This window comes from Enterococcus sp. 1001283B150225_161107_E12 (genome assembly GCF_015556925.1).
GTDB lineage: Bacteria > Bacillota > Bacilli > Lactobacillales > Enterococcaceae > Enterococcus_B > Enterococcus_B mundtii.
Genome location: NZ_JADNNI010000006.1, coordinates 66,718 through 82,570 on the forward strand (window position 1 = coordinate 66,718; position 15,853 = coordinate 82,570).

At 38.5% G+C, this 15,853-nt stretch carries 18 protein-coding genes; 1 reads left to right on the forward strand and 17 read right to left on the reverse strand.

Annotated features, from left to right (window positions below):
* Nucleotides 1-81: 81 nt before the first annotated feature.
* The 13 genes from I2F89_RS15620 to I2F89_RS06595 all read right to left on the reverse strand — a co-directional run bounded on the left by I2F89_RS15620 (nt 82) and on the right by I2F89_RS06595 (nt 11,880).
* Nucleotides 82-207, reverse strand: a complete 126-nt coding sequence (locus tag I2F89_RS15620; protein WP_258866313.1) for a hypothetical protein — start codon at nt 205-207, stop codon at nt 82-84.
* Nucleotides 207-470, reverse strand: a complete 264-nt coding sequence (locus I2F89_RS06540) for a hypothetical protein (protein WP_115357508.1) — start codon at nt 468-470, stop codon at nt 207-209. Before I2F89_RS06540 ends, I2F89_RS15620 begins: the two co-directional genes overlap by 1 nt.
* Nucleotides 471-553: 83 nt before the next feature.
* Nucleotides 554-916, reverse strand: a complete 363-nt coding sequence (locus I2F89_RS06545) for a GNAT family N-acetyltransferase (protein ID WP_115357507.1) — start codon at nt 914-916, stop codon at nt 554-556.
* 517 nt (nt 917-1,433) lie between these two features.
* Nucleotides 1,434-1,994 (reverse strand): YpiB family protein, encoded by a 561-nt coding sequence (locus I2F89_RS06550; protein WP_108145494.1) that lies wholly within the window; start codon nt 1,992-1,994, stop codon nt 1,434-1,436.
* 5 nt (nt 1,995-1,999) lie between these two features.
* Complete coding sequence (locus tag I2F89_RS06555) at nt 2,000-3,259, reverse strand: tetratricopeptide repeat protein (RefSeq protein WP_086334503.1); 1,260 nt, start codon at nt 3,257-3,259, stop codon at nt 2,000-2,002.
* The gene (locus I2F89_RS06560) at nt 3,260-4,306 is read right to left on the reverse strand and encodes a hypothetical protein (protein ID WP_142433583.1); all 1,047 of its coding nucleotides are present in this window, start codon (nt 4,304-4,306) and stop codon (nt 3,260-3,262) included.
* Nucleotides 4,307-4,550: 244 nt separating this feature from the next.
* The gene (locus I2F89_RS06565; protein WP_002290178.1) at nt 4,551-4,826 is read right to left on the reverse strand and encodes an HU family DNA-binding protein; all 276 of its coding nucleotides are present in this window, start codon (nt 4,824-4,826) and stop codon (nt 4,551-4,553) included.
* A 246-nt stretch (nt 4,827-5,072) separates the two neighbouring features.
* On the reverse strand, nt 5,073-6,383 hold the full coding sequence (der, locus tag I2F89_RS06570) for a ribosome biogenesis GTPase Der (RefSeq protein ID WP_010735768.1): 1,311 nt from the start codon (nt 6,381-6,383) through the stop codon (nt 5,073-5,075).
* Nucleotides 6,384-6,595: 212 nt separating this feature from the next.
* On the reverse strand, nt 6,596-7,822 hold the full coding sequence (gene rpsA, locus I2F89_RS06575; protein ID WP_115357506.1) for a 30S ribosomal protein S1: 1,227 nt from the start codon (nt 7,820-7,822) through the stop codon (nt 6,596-6,598).
* Between the two features lie 133 nt (nt 7,823-7,955).
* Entirely contained in the window at nt 7,956-8,636 is a 681-nt protein-coding gene (gene cmk / locus I2F89_RS06580; protein WP_195513861.1) for a (d)CMP kinase, read from the reverse strand.
* A gap of 126 nt (nt 8,637-8,762) precedes the next feature.
* Nucleotides 8,763-9,398, reverse strand: a complete 636-nt coding sequence (locus I2F89_RS06585; RefSeq protein ID WP_034688017.1) for an SAG1386/EF1546 family surface-associated protein — start codon at nt 9,396-9,398, stop codon at nt 8,763-8,765.
* 84 nt (nt 9,399-9,482) lie between these two features.
* Entirely contained in the window at nt 9,483-10,874 is a 1,392-nt protein-coding gene (locus tag I2F89_RS06590; RefSeq protein ID WP_065096586.1) for a RecQ family ATP-dependent DNA helicase, read from the reverse strand.
* Nucleotides 10,861-11,880 carry a helix-turn-helix domain-containing protein gene (locus I2F89_RS06595; RefSeq protein ID WP_115357504.1) on the reverse strand — a complete coding sequence of 340 codons (1,020 nt, stop codon included), beginning with the start codon at nt 11,878-11,880 and terminating at the stop codon, nt 10,861-10,863. Before I2F89_RS06595 ends, I2F89_RS06590 begins: the two co-directional genes overlap by 14 nt.
* A gap of 29 nt (nt 11,881-11,909) precedes the next feature.
* On the opposite strand from I2F89_RS06595, the gene I2F89_RS06600 reads away from it, so the two are divergent.
* Complete coding sequence (locus I2F89_RS06600; RefSeq protein ID WP_010735774.1) at nt 11,910-12,131, forward strand: ferredoxin; 222 nt, start codon at nt 11,910-11,912, stop codon at nt 12,129-12,131.
* 258 nt (nt 12,132-12,389) lie between these two features.
* Here I2F89_RS06600 and I2F89_RS06605 read toward each other — a convergent pair whose 3' ends face one another.
* The 4 genes from I2F89_RS06605 to I2F89_RS06620 form a co-directional block, all read right to left on the reverse strand.
* Nucleotides 12,390-13,121: an alpha/beta hydrolase gene (locus I2F89_RS06605; protein WP_115357503.1), complete on the reverse strand. Its 732-nt coding sequence runs from the start codon at nt 13,119-13,121 to the stop codon at nt 12,390-12,392.
* A 279-nt stretch (nt 13,122-13,400) separates the two neighbouring features.
* Nucleotides 13,401-13,808, reverse strand: a complete 408-nt coding sequence (locus I2F89_RS06610) for a type II toxin-antitoxin system death-on-curing family toxin (protein ID WP_071866357.1) — start codon at nt 13,806-13,808, stop codon at nt 13,401-13,403.
* Nucleotides 13,805-14,041, reverse strand: a complete 237-nt coding sequence (locus tag I2F89_RS06615; RefSeq protein ID WP_071866356.1) for an addiction module antitoxin — start codon at nt 14,039-14,041, stop codon at nt 13,805-13,807. The genes I2F89_RS06610 and I2F89_RS06615 overlap by 4 nt, the downstream gene beginning before the upstream one ends.
* Before the next feature lie 222 nt (nt 14,042-14,263).
* A complete protein-coding gene (locus I2F89_RS06620; RefSeq protein ID WP_065096591.1) occupies nt 14,264-15,604 on the reverse strand; it encodes a M20 family metallopeptidase in 1,341 nt (446 codons plus the stop codon).
* Between the last annotated feature and the right edge of the window lie 249 nt (nt 15,605-15,853).

Sequence of the window (15,853 nt, forward strand, 5' to 3'; positions counted from 1 at the left end):
CTTTGATCAATAGCCTTATCGATGTCATACACCTTGATAATTAATTACCCATCCTTTCACTCTTTGGTTTATGCAAAAGCTTTAAGCCTTGACACGATAAACGATACCTTCTGGTACAAAACCTAATTGAGCATAGTAAGAATGCGCATCATTCGCTCCTGAAACATAGACTTCTTTGCTAGGAAACTGTTCGCAAAAGTAGGTCATCAACTGTTTGCCATATTCTTTTTCTCGATGCTCTCTATAAATAAGCAAATCGACGATCCGATCCAGACCACAAAATCATTTAGTGTCCTCATAAAGCCCACAACTTGTCCATTTTCGATTACGAGAAATGTAATAGATTTTTCTAATGCTTCAAGAAAGTTTGGTTGATTCTCTGGTAACCAATAACCCCATTCTTCTCCTTCAGTTTTTAATAAGTCAAATAATTGTTGTTGATATTCTGATGTGTACTTCTTTATTTCCATTTTTTGCATATCCTTTATAACATATTGTCATTTGATCATAGATACTATAGTAGAAATTAAGCGTGGGAATCACTGCTCGCATCCTAAAGAACCTTTCGATAATCCCCGTCTTTATATTTAGTAAAACCATTACTAATCAAAACACGGACAGATGGGATATTTTCTTCTCCAGGATCGGCTATTACTAGACGGCCACCTCTTTTTCTTACTTCTTCAATCAACATTCGAATAATCGTTTTCCCTAGACCTTTCCCCAATACATATTCTTCACCGAGTAGATAGCTCAACTCATATGCTTGAGTATGCTCAAGCGTTCCAACTAGATCGCTATAAACTTCCATCGCATAACCGGGAACTGAAGATATATCAATACATTGTGCAAATCCGATTTTTTTATCATTTATATAAATAATGAAATGATTAATTGGTTTAGTGTTTACCGGAATATCAGCCGATTCCTCTAACCATTCTCGCTAGTCAGACTCTCCATAGGGACAAAACCATTTGTAGATAAACGGTTTCTATATCCAACTTTCAAAAATAGGTAAATCTGCTGGTGTAAAAGGCTTGAATAGAATTTCTTGATTTTTCATGTATAAGTCTCTCCTTGAATGTATTATTTAGCTTAACGTTCAACCACCCTTTAGTTTTTCTGTCCGAAAATATCACTGAAATCAGATATGTATACATTTATAGCAGAACACCGCACCTTCTAAAATTCTATAATATGTAAAGAACTCGGGACATTTCGTTAATACGGATCAACCAAAGGCAATCAGCGAAGCAATCAAAGTAATTTTGTTATTGAAATTCATGTTTCGTTGAACTAAAAACCTTAATAAAAACTAGGCTTCCTTTACGAATATTACTCGGAAGGAAGCCTAGGCTTTATTATATATATACTTTCACTATTGATACTTACTTATCAAAATTTTACTCTTCCATGACCAGCTTTCCCCACACTCAGCTCTTACTCTTCTGTGGCGCTTGAAGGATCATCCGATTCACTTCATCTGATAGTTCTAAGAACGCATCTTTGTTGCCTTCTTCTAATGCTTGATCGATTTGTTGATAGAGCATGTTCAGCTTTGCTTCTTGCTCTTTTTCTTGGAAATAATGCTCGATTAATTCTGTTGATTCTTCGCTGATTGCATCTTCCCATGAGGCTAACGGGTTATCTTCGATGATGGCTAAATATTCTTTCGTTTGCCACGCATTTTCAAAAAGGCATTCGACATAGAGTGGATTTTTCCAATTCAGACGGATTTCGTGGAAGATCTGATCAGTGTCAGTAAATTCCTTTCCATCTAAAAATAGCTTCATCGGCTCACCTTCATAGGAAAGATCGGTGATCTGTAAACCACGTCTTGTTAAGTTTGCTCCTTCAACAAAACGCACATTGTGTAAGATTGCTTCATGATTTGCCAGATAGTTCAAAATCCAAAATACTTCTCTACGACTGAAAGAGACATGGTTAACCATCCAAGTTAAGAAATTCTTCTTTTCTTTAACATCAATCAACATATTCATCACCTCTCTGTTAAATCATCTAATAGCGACAATACCTCCATATCCCCTGGTTCATAAGTTAAATATTGTTCCAATAATTCTCGTGTTTTTGCTAATTGGCCCTCTTCACGTAAGAATAAAGCATATTCTTTCAAGAAATCTGGCTCATGATCTAATTCGTGGGCTGCTTGTTCATAGTGGACTGCTGCTACCGCAAAATCTTCTAATTGATTATAGGCATGAGCGAGGTTCCATTCTGCATATGGATTAGCAACTTCTTCCATTTGGTTGACTGTTTGAACAACGTCTTCATAACGTTCTTGATCCAAGTAAAGATTACTCAACGTCAACAACGTTTCATCTTGTTTGTCGCCGACGTTCAAGGCATCAAGTAGTAACTTCTCTGCTTTTTCTTTGTCATGTAGACGAAAGGCATTTTCAGAAGCCAAGTGATAAAGTTCCACTTGGAATGGATTCTCTTTGATACCATCTTCTAAGACTTGTTGTGCTTCTTCGATCATCTCTTCTTCTTGAAGGGCCTGACCTAGATAAAGGTATAAAGATTGATACTGTGGATTCAATTCCCGTAATTCTTGCAAATAATTGATAGCTTTTTCGTTCTCATGTAATTGTAGATTCGTGAACGCTAATTGGAACAGACGATCATCTGTCCGCTCTTCGGCTAAAGCAGCTTCCAGTGGTGGGATTGCTGCTTCAAAATCCCCTTGCATACTCAACGATTGTCCTAAGCGTTCTTGCATGGAAATACTAGAAATTTCTTCTATACCATTCGCTAACAACATTTCGTAAAGTGCGGAAGCTTCATTAAAGCGGTCAACTGAAAAATACAATTCAGCTAATGCAAATTGAATCAATGGTTCTTCAGGTAATAATGTTGCGGCTTCTTTCAATTTTGCTTCACTTACTTCAGGAATACCGATTACTTGATACAAGTCGGCGATTGCTAATAATGCTTGCGGATAGTATTCACTATCTTGCTGGATTTTTTCTAAATAGTCAAATGCCTGATCGATCTCATTGTCTTCGATCGCAATTTCTGCCAACGGAATATTCCATTCATCATTTTCAGGCGATACAGTTAGCAGATGCTCAAAAATTGCCTTTGCTTCTTCTAAAAAACCGATGGCTAATAATTCTTCTCCTAATTCCTGTAACACATCAGCCGGATCTTCTTGGAGCGCTTTTGCCAAGTATTCATTTGCTTCTGTCAAATTTTCGTCTGCTAATGCTTGTAGCATTTTTTCACTATTTGTCATCATCTAAATCCCTCTAATCTCTTGAACGATCCTTTCATAGGACGCCATTGTTTTCAATAGTTCTTGTTCGTTTGGCAATTGATATCCATCTATTATACCAATTTTTTCCAAAACGAGAATTTTTTTGCTCTTTTCCGCTAAAACCAGCACATTTTCTAGATAATCCATTTTTGATATCTCTTCAGGCCAAGTAATCGGATAACCTAGATGTTGCAGCCAGATAAAAAAATTCTTCAATTGGAAAGAAAGCGACTTGATTTCTGAATTCCATATAAGTTGCATCAAGATACCTAAAAATTTTTTCATACTGGCGGAAAGCAAATGACTATTTTCAGTCAGATAAAAAGCTTGCTCAAATAGTTTACCATAATTTGTCACTTGTTCAGCGTCTTCTTGATAAAAATAAATGATTTCTTCTAGCATACCAGCAAAAGGACGATTGAATAATTTTTCGCGATTCGGATAATTTTTGTAAAGATTTTGAAGAAACGGATGATCACAGACTAACCCGCAACAGATAAAAATCAAAAAATCGATTTGTTTCCCTTCGATTTGCTTTTCACTGATCGTCCGATCATAAATGATTCGTTCTGGAAGGTTCGTCGTTTGAAGAGCCGATTCGTTAGGCCCGTGTAATATCTCGCATTGAGGATTCAGTGCCCGTGCCATGGAGCGGATCGAGACGGGGATCAACCAAAGTGTAGTCTGAAGATACGTATGTTTTTGAAAGAAGCCCGCCAACTCCATAATTCCCTCATTGCCAAAACCTATTACTAAAAGCGGTCGATTTTCGGGATAGCGTCTCGCATAGGATAAGAGACTATGCAATTCAGACAATTGATTACACTGTGTATTGCCACAAATATACCAATCAATCGCTAACTTGTTCGTGAATGACTGTGTCATTTTCTCAGCGTATAGATCATAATAACGTTGGTTCGTCAAAAAAAGAATCGCTTGATCAATCGATTCATTTTTCAACTGACTGACAAATGTTTCCCCATAAAAGATTGTTGTTTCTTCTTGTTGGTAGCGATAGGATAACTCCATGTTGCCCTCCCCTTTTCTTTTATTTTACCATTAGTAAGTAAAATAAAAAAAGAATAAGAAAAACTAGTATATGGACCCATGCCTTTTTTGATCGACTCTATTCTTTTATTTGATATGTAAAGAGTTCCATTCGGTTGCTGAACTATTTGGTTGTCGCCTTTCTACTGCTTTCCGCCACTTTTATCCATCTATATAAAAAATAAAGCGCCTGTAGCCGTAGCCACAAGCGCTTTTTTCAACTGTCTTATTTAACAGCGTCTTTCAATGCTTTACCTGGTTTAAATGCAGGTACTTTGCTAGCTGGGATTTCGATTTCTTCACCAGTTTGTGGGTTACGTCCTTTACGAGCCGCGCGTTCGCGTACTTCAAAGTTACCAAAACCGATTAATTGAACTTTTTCGCCGTTAGCTAAAGCATCTTGGATAGTTGAAAATACAGCGTCAACTGCTGCAGTTGCGTCTTTTTTAGTTAAATCTGTAGCTGAAGCAACTTTTTCGATTAATTCTGCTTTATTTGCCATGGATAGATTCACCTCCTCCAACAAGAGATATGATAGGAACATCATTTTAGTTTAAAAACTTTCTGAGTGGTCCAGAAGTTTATAAGAAATATTGATTAAGTTTCAATATTCTGTTATCACGATATCATATGAATCGCTTAATAGCAAGGTTTTTGGCATTATTTAACCGCTTTTTTTAGTCATAAAAACGTAATACAAAAATATGCTTATTTTTTTTGAAAAAAACGGACTACTATGGTAAAATGCCTATTTTCTTCGACGTGGTATAATTCGGATCGAAGTTCCTTCAAACGTAAATGCTTTTCTGATTTGATTTTCCAAAAAGCGTTCATAAGAGAAATGCATCAATTCTTCTTCATTAACAAAAACAACAAAGGTTGGCGGTTTGACTGCGACTTGTGTTGCATAGAAAATCTTTAATCGTTTACCTTTATCTGTCGGTGTCGGGTTGATTGCTACGGCATCCATGATCACATCATTCAAGACTGCTGAAGAAACACGTAAGTTTTGGTTCATACTCACTTCTTCGATCATTTCAGGCAAACGTTCTAATCGTTGTTTGGTCACAGCTGAAACAAACAGAATCGGCGCATAGTCTAAGTAACGGAATTCTTCACGGATCTCTTGTTCGAAGTCACGCATCGTATTCGTTTCTTTTTTGACTAAGTCCCATTTATTGACAACGATGATCACACCACGGCCAGCTTCATGCGCATAGCCAGCTACTCGTTTATCTTGTTCACGGATGCCTTCTTCTGCGTTCAAGACCATTAACACGATGTCTGAACGGTCAATCGCACGCATGGCACGCATCACGCTGTATTTTTCTGTGGTTTCATAAACTTTACCACGTTTTCTCATACCAGCTGTATCGATCATCATGAATTTTTGACCGTCTTCTGAGACGAAGTGCGTATCGATAGCATCACGCGTCGTTCCTTCGATGTCCGAAACAATCACTCGGTCTTCACCTAGGATCGCATTGATCAAGGAAGATTTCCCTACATTCGGGCGACCGATCAAACTGAATTTGATGGTATCATCCTCTTCTTCTTCTGCTTCTTCATCAAAAAATTTCACTGCTTCATCTAAGATGTCGCCGATCCCTAATCCATGACTTCCAGATACAGGGTAGGGATCACCTAGACCTAGTGCATAAAATTCATAGATATCATTTCTCATTTCAGGATTGTCGACTTTATTAACGGCTAAGATCACCGGTTTATTGCTACGATATAAAATTTTTGCTACGACTTCATCTGCATCAGTGATGCCTTCACGGCCACTGACGACACAGACGATTACATCTGCTTCATCGATTGCGATTTCTGCTTGGTGCTTGATTTGATCCATAAATGGTTCATCGCCTAAGTCGATCCCACCAGTATCAATAATACTGAAATCACGACCTAACCATTCCCCTTTAGCATAAATACGATCACGAGTAACTCCTGGAGTATCTTCGACAATCGAAATACGCTCACCAGCGATACGGTTAAAAATCGTCGACTTACCGACGTTTGGGCGACCAACGATTGCAATTGTTGGATTTGCCATATTTTTTCCTCCTCACATGTTTCCAATCTCACTTAGTGTACCGAATACTTCGCGAACTTTCAAGCTTAGATCGGTGAACATTCAAGTATTTTTCTGGATCACTACCTATTACAAAAGAAAATGGTCTGGGACGTAATCCCCAGACCACTTGTTTTACACATGTACAACTTCCCTTGATGCTGTAAATTCGCGCTTCGGGAACGATCATTCATTTATTTTTCAGAATCATCTGTTGCTGTTTCTTCTACTTCCCCTTTTAAGGCTTCGCCTAAGATGTCACCCATTGTAAATCCTGTGTTTTCTTCAGGTAACTCATAAGACTCAACTTCTTTTGGTTCTTTATCAGAAGCAGGTTTTTCTTCTAATGCTTTGATACTTAATGCAATCCGGTGCTCTTCTGGATTGACTTCTAAAACTTTCACTTGGACATCATCGCCCTCATGCAACACTTCATGTGGTGTCGCGATGTGTTTATGTGAGATTTGTGAGATGTGGACAAGCCCTTCCACTGTTGGGAATACTTCAACAAAGGCACCAAAGCTAGTTAATCGTTTCACTTTACCTTCAAGTACAGCGCCTACTGGAGCTTTTGTTTCGATATCTGTCCAAGGTCCAGGCAATGTGTCTTTGATCGATAATGAGATACGTCCTTGTTCTGGATTGATTGAAAGAACTTTGACTTTCACTTCATCACCAACAGCTAAAACATCACTCGGTTTAGCAACATGTCCGTGAGAAATCTCAGAAACGTGTACTAATCCATCGATGCCGCCTAAATCAACAAATGCACCAAAATCTGTGATACGAGCCACGCGTCCTTCGATCACGTCATTTTCTTGGATAGTTGATAGTAATTCTTTTTTCTGTGCTTCTTTTTCTGTTTCAACGACTGCTTTGTGTGAAAGGATCAAGCGATTTTCTGATGGTTCGATTTCAACGATTTTGAATGTCATCGTTTTTCCTTTGTATTCAGAAAAATCAGCGACAAAATGATCTTCTACCATTGATGCCGGAACAAATCCACGAACACCGACATCGACAACTAAACCACCTTTAACTACATTTGTCACTGGTGCTTCGATGATGTTTCCAGCTTGGAAATCTTTTTCGATATCCTCCCAAACTTTTTTCGCATCTAAGCGTCGTTTTGATAAAAGGTAACTTCCGTTTTCTTTGTCTTTACCAATCGTGCTGATCACGACTAGATCTAACGTATCGCCAACCTTTACCACTTCGTTGATATCTTCAACCGGTAAAGTAGATAATTCTTTTGCAGGAACTACGCCTTCAACACCCGTTCCTTCGATTCCAACGATGGCTTGTTTGTCTTCAATGACTAAAACTTCTCCTTTGACGACATCGCCAACGCTCACTTCTTGAACGCTATTCATTGCATCTTCCATAGATTGGTCTGTCTGATTTTGTTCAAATTCTGTCATAACACTTGTCCTCCTAACCAACATTCTGCCGTTAACTACGGTACTGCCTATAGTTTAATTGATTATTTGAAAAAAATAAAGCGATTTCGTTTGTTTTCCATTAAAATGGTCGGATTCTTCGCTTTTTTTCTATTTAGTCAAGAAAATATCCTTTTTGTTGAATCACTTCTTTAATCGCTTGGACAACTTCTTGAATCGTTTTACCGGTTGTATCGATCCGTATCGCATCTTCTGCTTGCTTCAGGGGTGAAACTTTTCTAGTAGAGTCATATTCATCACGTGCTTGTATTTCTTTTGTCAATTCTTCTAAGTCTGTCGGAATATTTTTCTCAAGGTTTTCTTTGTGTCGTCTTTGTGCCCGTTCAGATACGCTGGCTACCAAGAAAATCTTCACTTCGGCTTTTGGTAAAACAGCGGTACCGATATCTCGCCCATCCATGACGACACCCCCATCTTCACCGATTTTTTTCTGGATCGCAACAAGAGCTTCGCGTACTTTTGAATGCGCAGCTACTTCAGAGACCGCTCGTGTAACGTCTGTTTGTCGAATATCTGAAGTAACGTCTTGCCCAGCTACAAAGACATGTTGTCCATCTGCCATTTGCTCAAATGAAATAGGGTTTTTATTGATCAAATCGACTAACTCTGTTTCATCTGAAAAAGCAATGTGATGTTTGATTGCCAAGTAAGTGACTGCACGATACATCGCGCCCGTATCTGTATAAATGTAGTTCAATTCATTTGCGATGATTTTAGCTACCGTACTTTTGCCTGAAGAGGCAGGACCATCAATTGCGATACTAATTCGTGTCATTTTTCATAAACTCCCTTTTCTCAAAAAAAAGGGGCTGTGGCTCAAGCCACTGCTCCTTATTTAATTACATTTTATGAAGATACTCTGAGGAAAAACAACTCTTCAGTATTATCTTTTTCACTCCATTTATTGGACTCTAAGTTCTTGTCCTGGATATAACATGTAGTTGTTTGGATCGATTCCGTTCAATTGGAACAATTGATCGACTGTAATGCCTGCGCGTTCTGCTACTTGTCTAGGACCTTCACCCGCTTGAACGACTGTGGTTGAACCTGAAACACCTGCGCCTGCCTCTGGTGTTGAAGTAGGTGTTGTTTCTTGTGGAGCCACACTGCTTGGTGTTGTTTGTTCTGGCTCTGTTACTGTTGAAGATGGTGTTGTTTCTGGTGTCACAGCACTTGTTGGTGTTGTTTCTCCAGCAACTGATTGTGTATCAGAAGTTGGTTCACTAGAAACTGTCGTCGATTCTACAGTTGATTCTACAGTCGAACTTTCTACGATCGATGAAGTCGTAGAGGAAGAAGATGCAGCGGTAGCACTGTTACTTGATCCGTTTCTGATCCAGAAGTAAGCTCCGGCTGGAATCGCAATACATAAAACTAATAAAATCAAAAATAGTGATAAGAACAGGGTGTTCCCTTTCTTTTGCTGTCTTTGCGTACTTCTTGAAGATGCTTCATCCTCTGTATCGTAAATTGGTTGTTCCCATGGTTCTTGTGTTTCGTTATTTTCTGATGATTGATGTCTATCTTTTCTACTCACCTTATTGACCTCCTAAATTCTTTCCTAGTTATTATACCATAGGATAATCTTGATTGTACGAAAAAAATACCTCGCACCATTTTTTTAAAATAAATTTAGTAAAATCGTTTGCCAGTCTTTTACTTCTACGGTTGGACTTATTTGCCCTGTTTCAGTTAGAAATAATGATGCGCCATCTCGGTCACAGCAGTCTTTAGGCTTCTCTTTGAGAGTTTCATCGAAATAGTCCATCAGACGTTCTCGTCTACAGGTCGTTTCATGGATATAAGCAAGCATCTGTTGTAGTTGCTTGATTTTCACTTGTTCTTGTTTTTTTAATTGCAGAAGCCATGTATCAGGACTTTGTATTTCATTTACTACCATCAGCCATTTTTGCTGGATCTCATCGAACTGAGGCGCCTCTGTTTGCCCAGTTGACAGATGTTCTTCGAAAATCTGGCGTTGTTCTTTAGACAATTGTTGGAAAAAGTAATGGATCCCTTCATCTCCTGGTCGGTAAAGCAACACAGCGCTACTAGGTCGCTGATCTCGGCCTGCTCGACCAATTTCTTGCATATAATTTTCCAAGCTATCTGGTAGATCATAATGGATGACATACCGAATGTCTGCTTTATCGATCCCCATACCAAACGCATTCGTCGCAATCAAAAATTGCAGTTGATTTTGACTGAATTGTTGTTGAAGTTGGCGACGTTGTGAGGCATCTAGCCCTCCATGATAATACCCCACAGCATAGTCTTTGCGAAACAGTTGATAAAGACGTTCGACTTCTTTTTTAGTCGCACAATAAATGATCATTGCCCCGTCTGCTTGTGCCATCAGCTGACGTAATTGCTGGTCTTTTTCATCTGTATGAAAGACAAATAATGAGATATTTTCTCGATTAACTGAATGTTTGACGATGACAGGTTTTGTGCGAAAGAGAATGTGTTCGATCTCTTCTTGTACCGGTCGCGTGGCTGTTGCCGTCAAAGCTAAGGTAGTTGGTGATCCTAATTCTTTTGCGACTCTTCCGAGAGATTGATACTCCGGTCGAAAATCAATGCCCCACTGTGAGACACAATGAGCTTCATCAACTACGTACAACGAAATTTTTTGTTGCTTCAGCGCATGAAGTACTTCCGGTTGCTGCAACATCTCGGGACTGACAAAGACAAATTTATATTCGGATAAATGAGCTAACACATACTGTTTTTCACTTCTAGTAAGTAAGCTATTATAGGCAACCACCCTTTTCTCTCCTCGTTTTTGCAATTGCCCTACTTGATCTTCCATCAAAGAGAGTAAAGGAGAAACGATCAAGACCATCCCATCTTGCAAATAGCCAGTCAACTGATAACATAAACTTTTGCCATTACCAGTTGGCAGGATCGCTAAAACATCTTTCTGATTCAATAAGGTGGAAATAATCTCTTCCTGTCCTTGGCGAAAAGAGGAAAAACCAAAATACTGTTTCAATGGATCAAGCAAATCCATTTTTATCCCCTCCTTTAAATGTCTCGATTTGTACCAAACGAAATTCTCCGTAATCGATCGTTTGTTCTTCAAGGTCTTTATATCTTAGTGTAAGAAGTGGTCGCTCCAACAAAGCTAAAGATTTTCTTGTCTCGGAGTGGATCAGTCGTTCAAAAGGAAAATCATCAAAAAAGATGGCCCACTCGATCAAATGATCATTGATCGTCCCTTTCTTCAACCCTCGCTTGCTCATCACCTGATCCACTGAATCTCCAGATAAAATCATTGCTCTTGTCGTCAACATGCTTTGATTATAATTTTGTCTTAGCAACGGTGCCAGCAAATCGTATAACAAGAAATCTGAATGCTGTTCGATAATCGCTAATAAGCGATGGATACATTGATCTTGGAATAGTTGCTGTGCTACGCCATCTTCAAGAGTGGTCAGCTGGTACGCGAGTAAGCCTGTTTGCTTTTTACCAGAAAATTGGTTTGCTAAGAAGTTCGCCTGTTCGTCTGGCATCAGAGTAAAAATAGTAGAAAGTTCCTTTGATACTTGAGCGACCAGCTCCGTTTTGGTACACGTTGCTTCTTTCAACCATCTCTTCACTTGGTACGCATAAAAAGGCCCCGTCTCTACTGGTAAATAAGCTGTTTCATTGGCGGATAAGTGAGAGACGACTTGTACAGAGAATTTCAGCAAACGCCAACTAGTAGTAGCTGTACGTCCATACTTATCATAGTGTAGTCCGGTGAGGGATTCTTTTTTTCTTCGCATTTCCCCTTTTTTCGTCAGTTGCAACTCTTGGTCTTCCCACTTTAATAATCCCTCATCTATCATCTGTTGAATCTGCGTATCAAACGTTGCTTGTTCAAGTGAAGGAAAACAACCATGCACAACTAATAGTCGCTGAAAAAAGCCAAAAAGTAGTACCGAGGATGTACGCTTGCCACTTAATAATTGATAGAGTGAGCTTGCTCGTAACTTGTCACTTGAAGAAAATAAAGATAAAATAAACTCAGTCATAGTAATCCCCTTATGTTAGGATGGTGAATATGTCATTATTATGTAAATTAGTTCCTGAACGTTGTATCGCATGTGGTCTATGTCAAATCGAGGCACCTGATATCTTTGATTATGATGAAGAAGGAATCGTCTTATTTGCACAAGAACCAGAAGCACATCAACAATTCGTTCAGCCTTTAGAAGAAGCCAACGTAACCAAAGCTTATCAAAAATGTCCGGTTCGAGCAATCTTATTGGAAAAAGAAAATTGACCGCTCTCTTACAACTAACTTTTAGCAGGACTGTCCGATGATCTACTTGTTTTTTCTATCTCACAAAAATAGATGAGGTAATCGTATTCCCCTCAAGTGATAAGGCGTCATCCACGAAAATGATTCTTAAATTTTTTTGTGGATGACGCCTTATTTTTCTAGGAGCTTCCTTTGAGACGTCTGTATCCGCCGATCAGCTTGTGAAATTTTCAATTATAAACGGATCATTTCTTTTCGTCGTTCCGAAAAGTGACGCTCTTACTTGATTTGGTTCAGCCAATTCATCATGGTCGTGACGATTGCTGTTTGTTGGTCTTCATTACTGATTGTTGCTTCACCATCACCTTTTTGATGACCATAACTACCAAATCCGCCGTGGTTCCCTCCAGCGATGGAAACAAATTCTGTTTGTTCAGGTAAATAAGCTTTTGCTTCATCAGCTGCTTCTTGGTTCATGACTTTGTCTTCACTTCCGGTGATACTGATGACCTGTAAATCAGTTTTTTCCAATGTCCCCTTTTCATCCGGATAACTTGCCATGAAATAAATACCTTTTAATCGTTCGTCATCCAGATTTGCATTAGCATAACGACTTGCCATCACGCCACCTAAAGAATGTCCCCCAATCACAAAATCTTGATCTTTGAAATCCTCTCTGATTTTGTCTGCTTTGTTGCCACTCAGGATCGCCAGTTCAAAAGGCATTTTAGCAATGGCTACCGTATAGCCATTTTCTGCTAGTTGTTCTGCCCATATACTATAACTTTCTGGTTCAACGAGCGCACCAGGATAAAAAATCACCATTGGATGTTCCGCCGATTTTTGCGATTCGAATAATAAATAATCCTCTTTATCTATTCCTTGTTTAAATGATTGCTCTGCTTGAGTCGATGGTTCGTACACACTTTGTTGCCAATAAAAATAACCTCCGATAGCACCTAATCCCAGTACGATCACTAATCCTATCAGGACTCTTTTGAATATTTTCAAAAAACATCACCTTCCGTCAACTTTCATTTGATACTCTTATACACTAAATAAAATACGGTAAAATTGCAAATGATTTTATGTAAGATGTTATTATTGGATATCTTTGTAAGGAGGAACAAGTGACAATGAAAATCCACCACTACTTTGACAAAATTTCTCAAAATAGTGGTGGTTTCTTACATTGTTATATTAAACTCAATTTATGTATTCACTGTTGTGCATGAACTCGCCTCATTTACTCTAGGAAACGATTAATCAACTGGAAAATCGATGTGGGAACTACTTTGGATTAACTTTTCCTGACCGAGTTAGGTAAGTCGAGACAGTTCGTTTTAATTCATCAAATTCTTTTTTACTAGTAGTAATATCTAAAATGAATTTAACTGCCTCTTGCTGGGTAAAAGTTGTTGTATATCCATTCGCTTGCAAAAATGTAATCATCGATACAAATGCTGTACGTTTGTTACCATTATGAAAAGGATGCTTTGTAGCTAAATTGATTGTAAGTATAGATGCTTTATCAAATATCGTAGGATACAAATCTCTGCCAAAAACTGACTGTGCAGGTTGATTTATTGCCATATCTAGTGCAGTTGCATCTTTTATACCGATTGTTTCACCTTGAGAATATGCTAAAATTACTTTAGCATTTATCTTTATGATGTGTTTTGAAGTCAAATATATCATAGGTCGACCAAATCTTTCAATGCTTGATCATATTGATTCATCACAGAGTCGACAATAGTATCAATATCAATTTCCTCTTGTGCTTTTACTATTCTAACTGCCCCATCTTTATCAAATATATAACTAATGGACTCTCCAGTTTTAACTCCAATATACTCTTTTACTTCATTTGGTATTGTTGTTACATCACTATTTCCAGATTTTCTGATTTTGTATTTACGAATTTTATCCATTAATTTTTTCCTTTCTGTTTATAATATATTCAATATGTAGATACATATTATCATAGTATCTACATTCCAACAAATTTCTGAGTATGTGAAATAGCTATTACGCTTGTTGCTTAATTATGGATGTTTAGATGGTGAAGAAATCCACCACTACTTTGACAAAGTTTCTCAAAATAGTGGTGGTTATTTTTTATAAATCTTATTCGTTTCTTAACTAACTATGGTTTACTTTCCACACAAGCGATAAACCGCTTCTGCGTAGATTTCCATCGCTTTGTACATGCTGCTTAATTCCCATCGTTCATTGGCTTGGTGCATGAAGTCTGGTGTATCAGGGAACATTGCACCGAAAGCGACACATTGGTTCATCGTACGGGCAAAGGTTGCTCCACCAGAAACAAATGGCTCAGTCATGTCCCCTGTGATATCACGGTACGTTCCTAATAAGTTTTGGATCAATTCGCTCTCCAAAGGAACGTATAATGAATCCAAGAAATCAAATTCTTCATATGATAAATCGTATGCTTTGATTTTTTCTGTCATTTTTTCGACAAGCTCATCTTTTTTGAAGGTGACAGGGATACGCATGTCCACCCCGATTTTTGTTTGCTCAGGTGTGATTTCTAAACTAGCGAAGTTCATCGTCAACTCACCAGATTGTTCGTCAACAGTCTTTCCGACTACTTTTTCACCAGTCGCATTTTCTTGGACTAATTCTCCTAAAAACTTGATTGGCGCAAAATCAAAAACTTCAGATAAAGCGATCGCTAAACGAGAAATCGCATTGACACCTTCTGCGGCATCCTTTGCGTGGATACTTTTTCCTAGCACTGTGATCGAGTCACCTTGATCTTCAAAATCGAAGTTGTGTTTCGTTAACGCTGCTTTTACTTCTGCCAATTTTTCGCCCGAATATGGTGCAGAATCCGGCACTACATTTAGTGCCCCACCAGCATTTACAGAAAATTCATTTGTGCCAGGACCTGTCAAGTAAGCTTGTAGCAAGCCTTTTTCTGCATAGATCAAAGGAAATTCTGCATCTGGCGCAAAGCCTTGTGTGATTCCTTCTTCTTTTTCATTGTATTTATCTAAACAACGCCAAAGGTTTTCTTCGTCCGTTCCGAAGATGAAACGAATGCGCGTATTAAATTCTACCCCTGCATCCATCAATGCTTTCACTGCATACATCGCAGCAATCGAAGGTCCTTTATCGTCTTGAGAGCCACGGCCAACTAGCCAGCCATCTTTGATCGTTGGCTCAAAAGGTTTAGATTCCCAGTTTTTTTCATCGCCTCCAGGGACAACGTCCATATGGCATAAGATACCAAATAACTCGTCTCCTGAGCCTACTTCTGCATAACCATAGTAGCCTTCGGGATCTTTAAATGTTTTGAAACCTAATCCTTCACTGATTTCTAACACTTTATCTAAAGCTTCTACAACTTTTTTGCCAAAAGGATGTCCCTCTCCAGAATCAGATTCATCCAACACAGAAGGAATTCTGATCAACTCACTTAATGATTCTAATGCTTGTTCATGATGTTGTTCTGTTACAAATTGTTTCATCAACTTTGCCTCCTAATTATTTAAAAAAAAGATGGCGGCAGAAAATACTACTTTGATCCACATGTCCATTTGCTCGAGTGCAATAGGACACTGTTTACGAAATTTTCTGTGTAAAAGCCAACGCCTTCGGAAATAAGCGACAAAACCCAAAATCCAAGTTTCGGGTTTTGTCGCTTATTTCTTGGAGCTGGATTCTTCAGTCACCATTTCATCAACAGAGTAACTCGTTTTTTCAAAGGTCTTATTTCT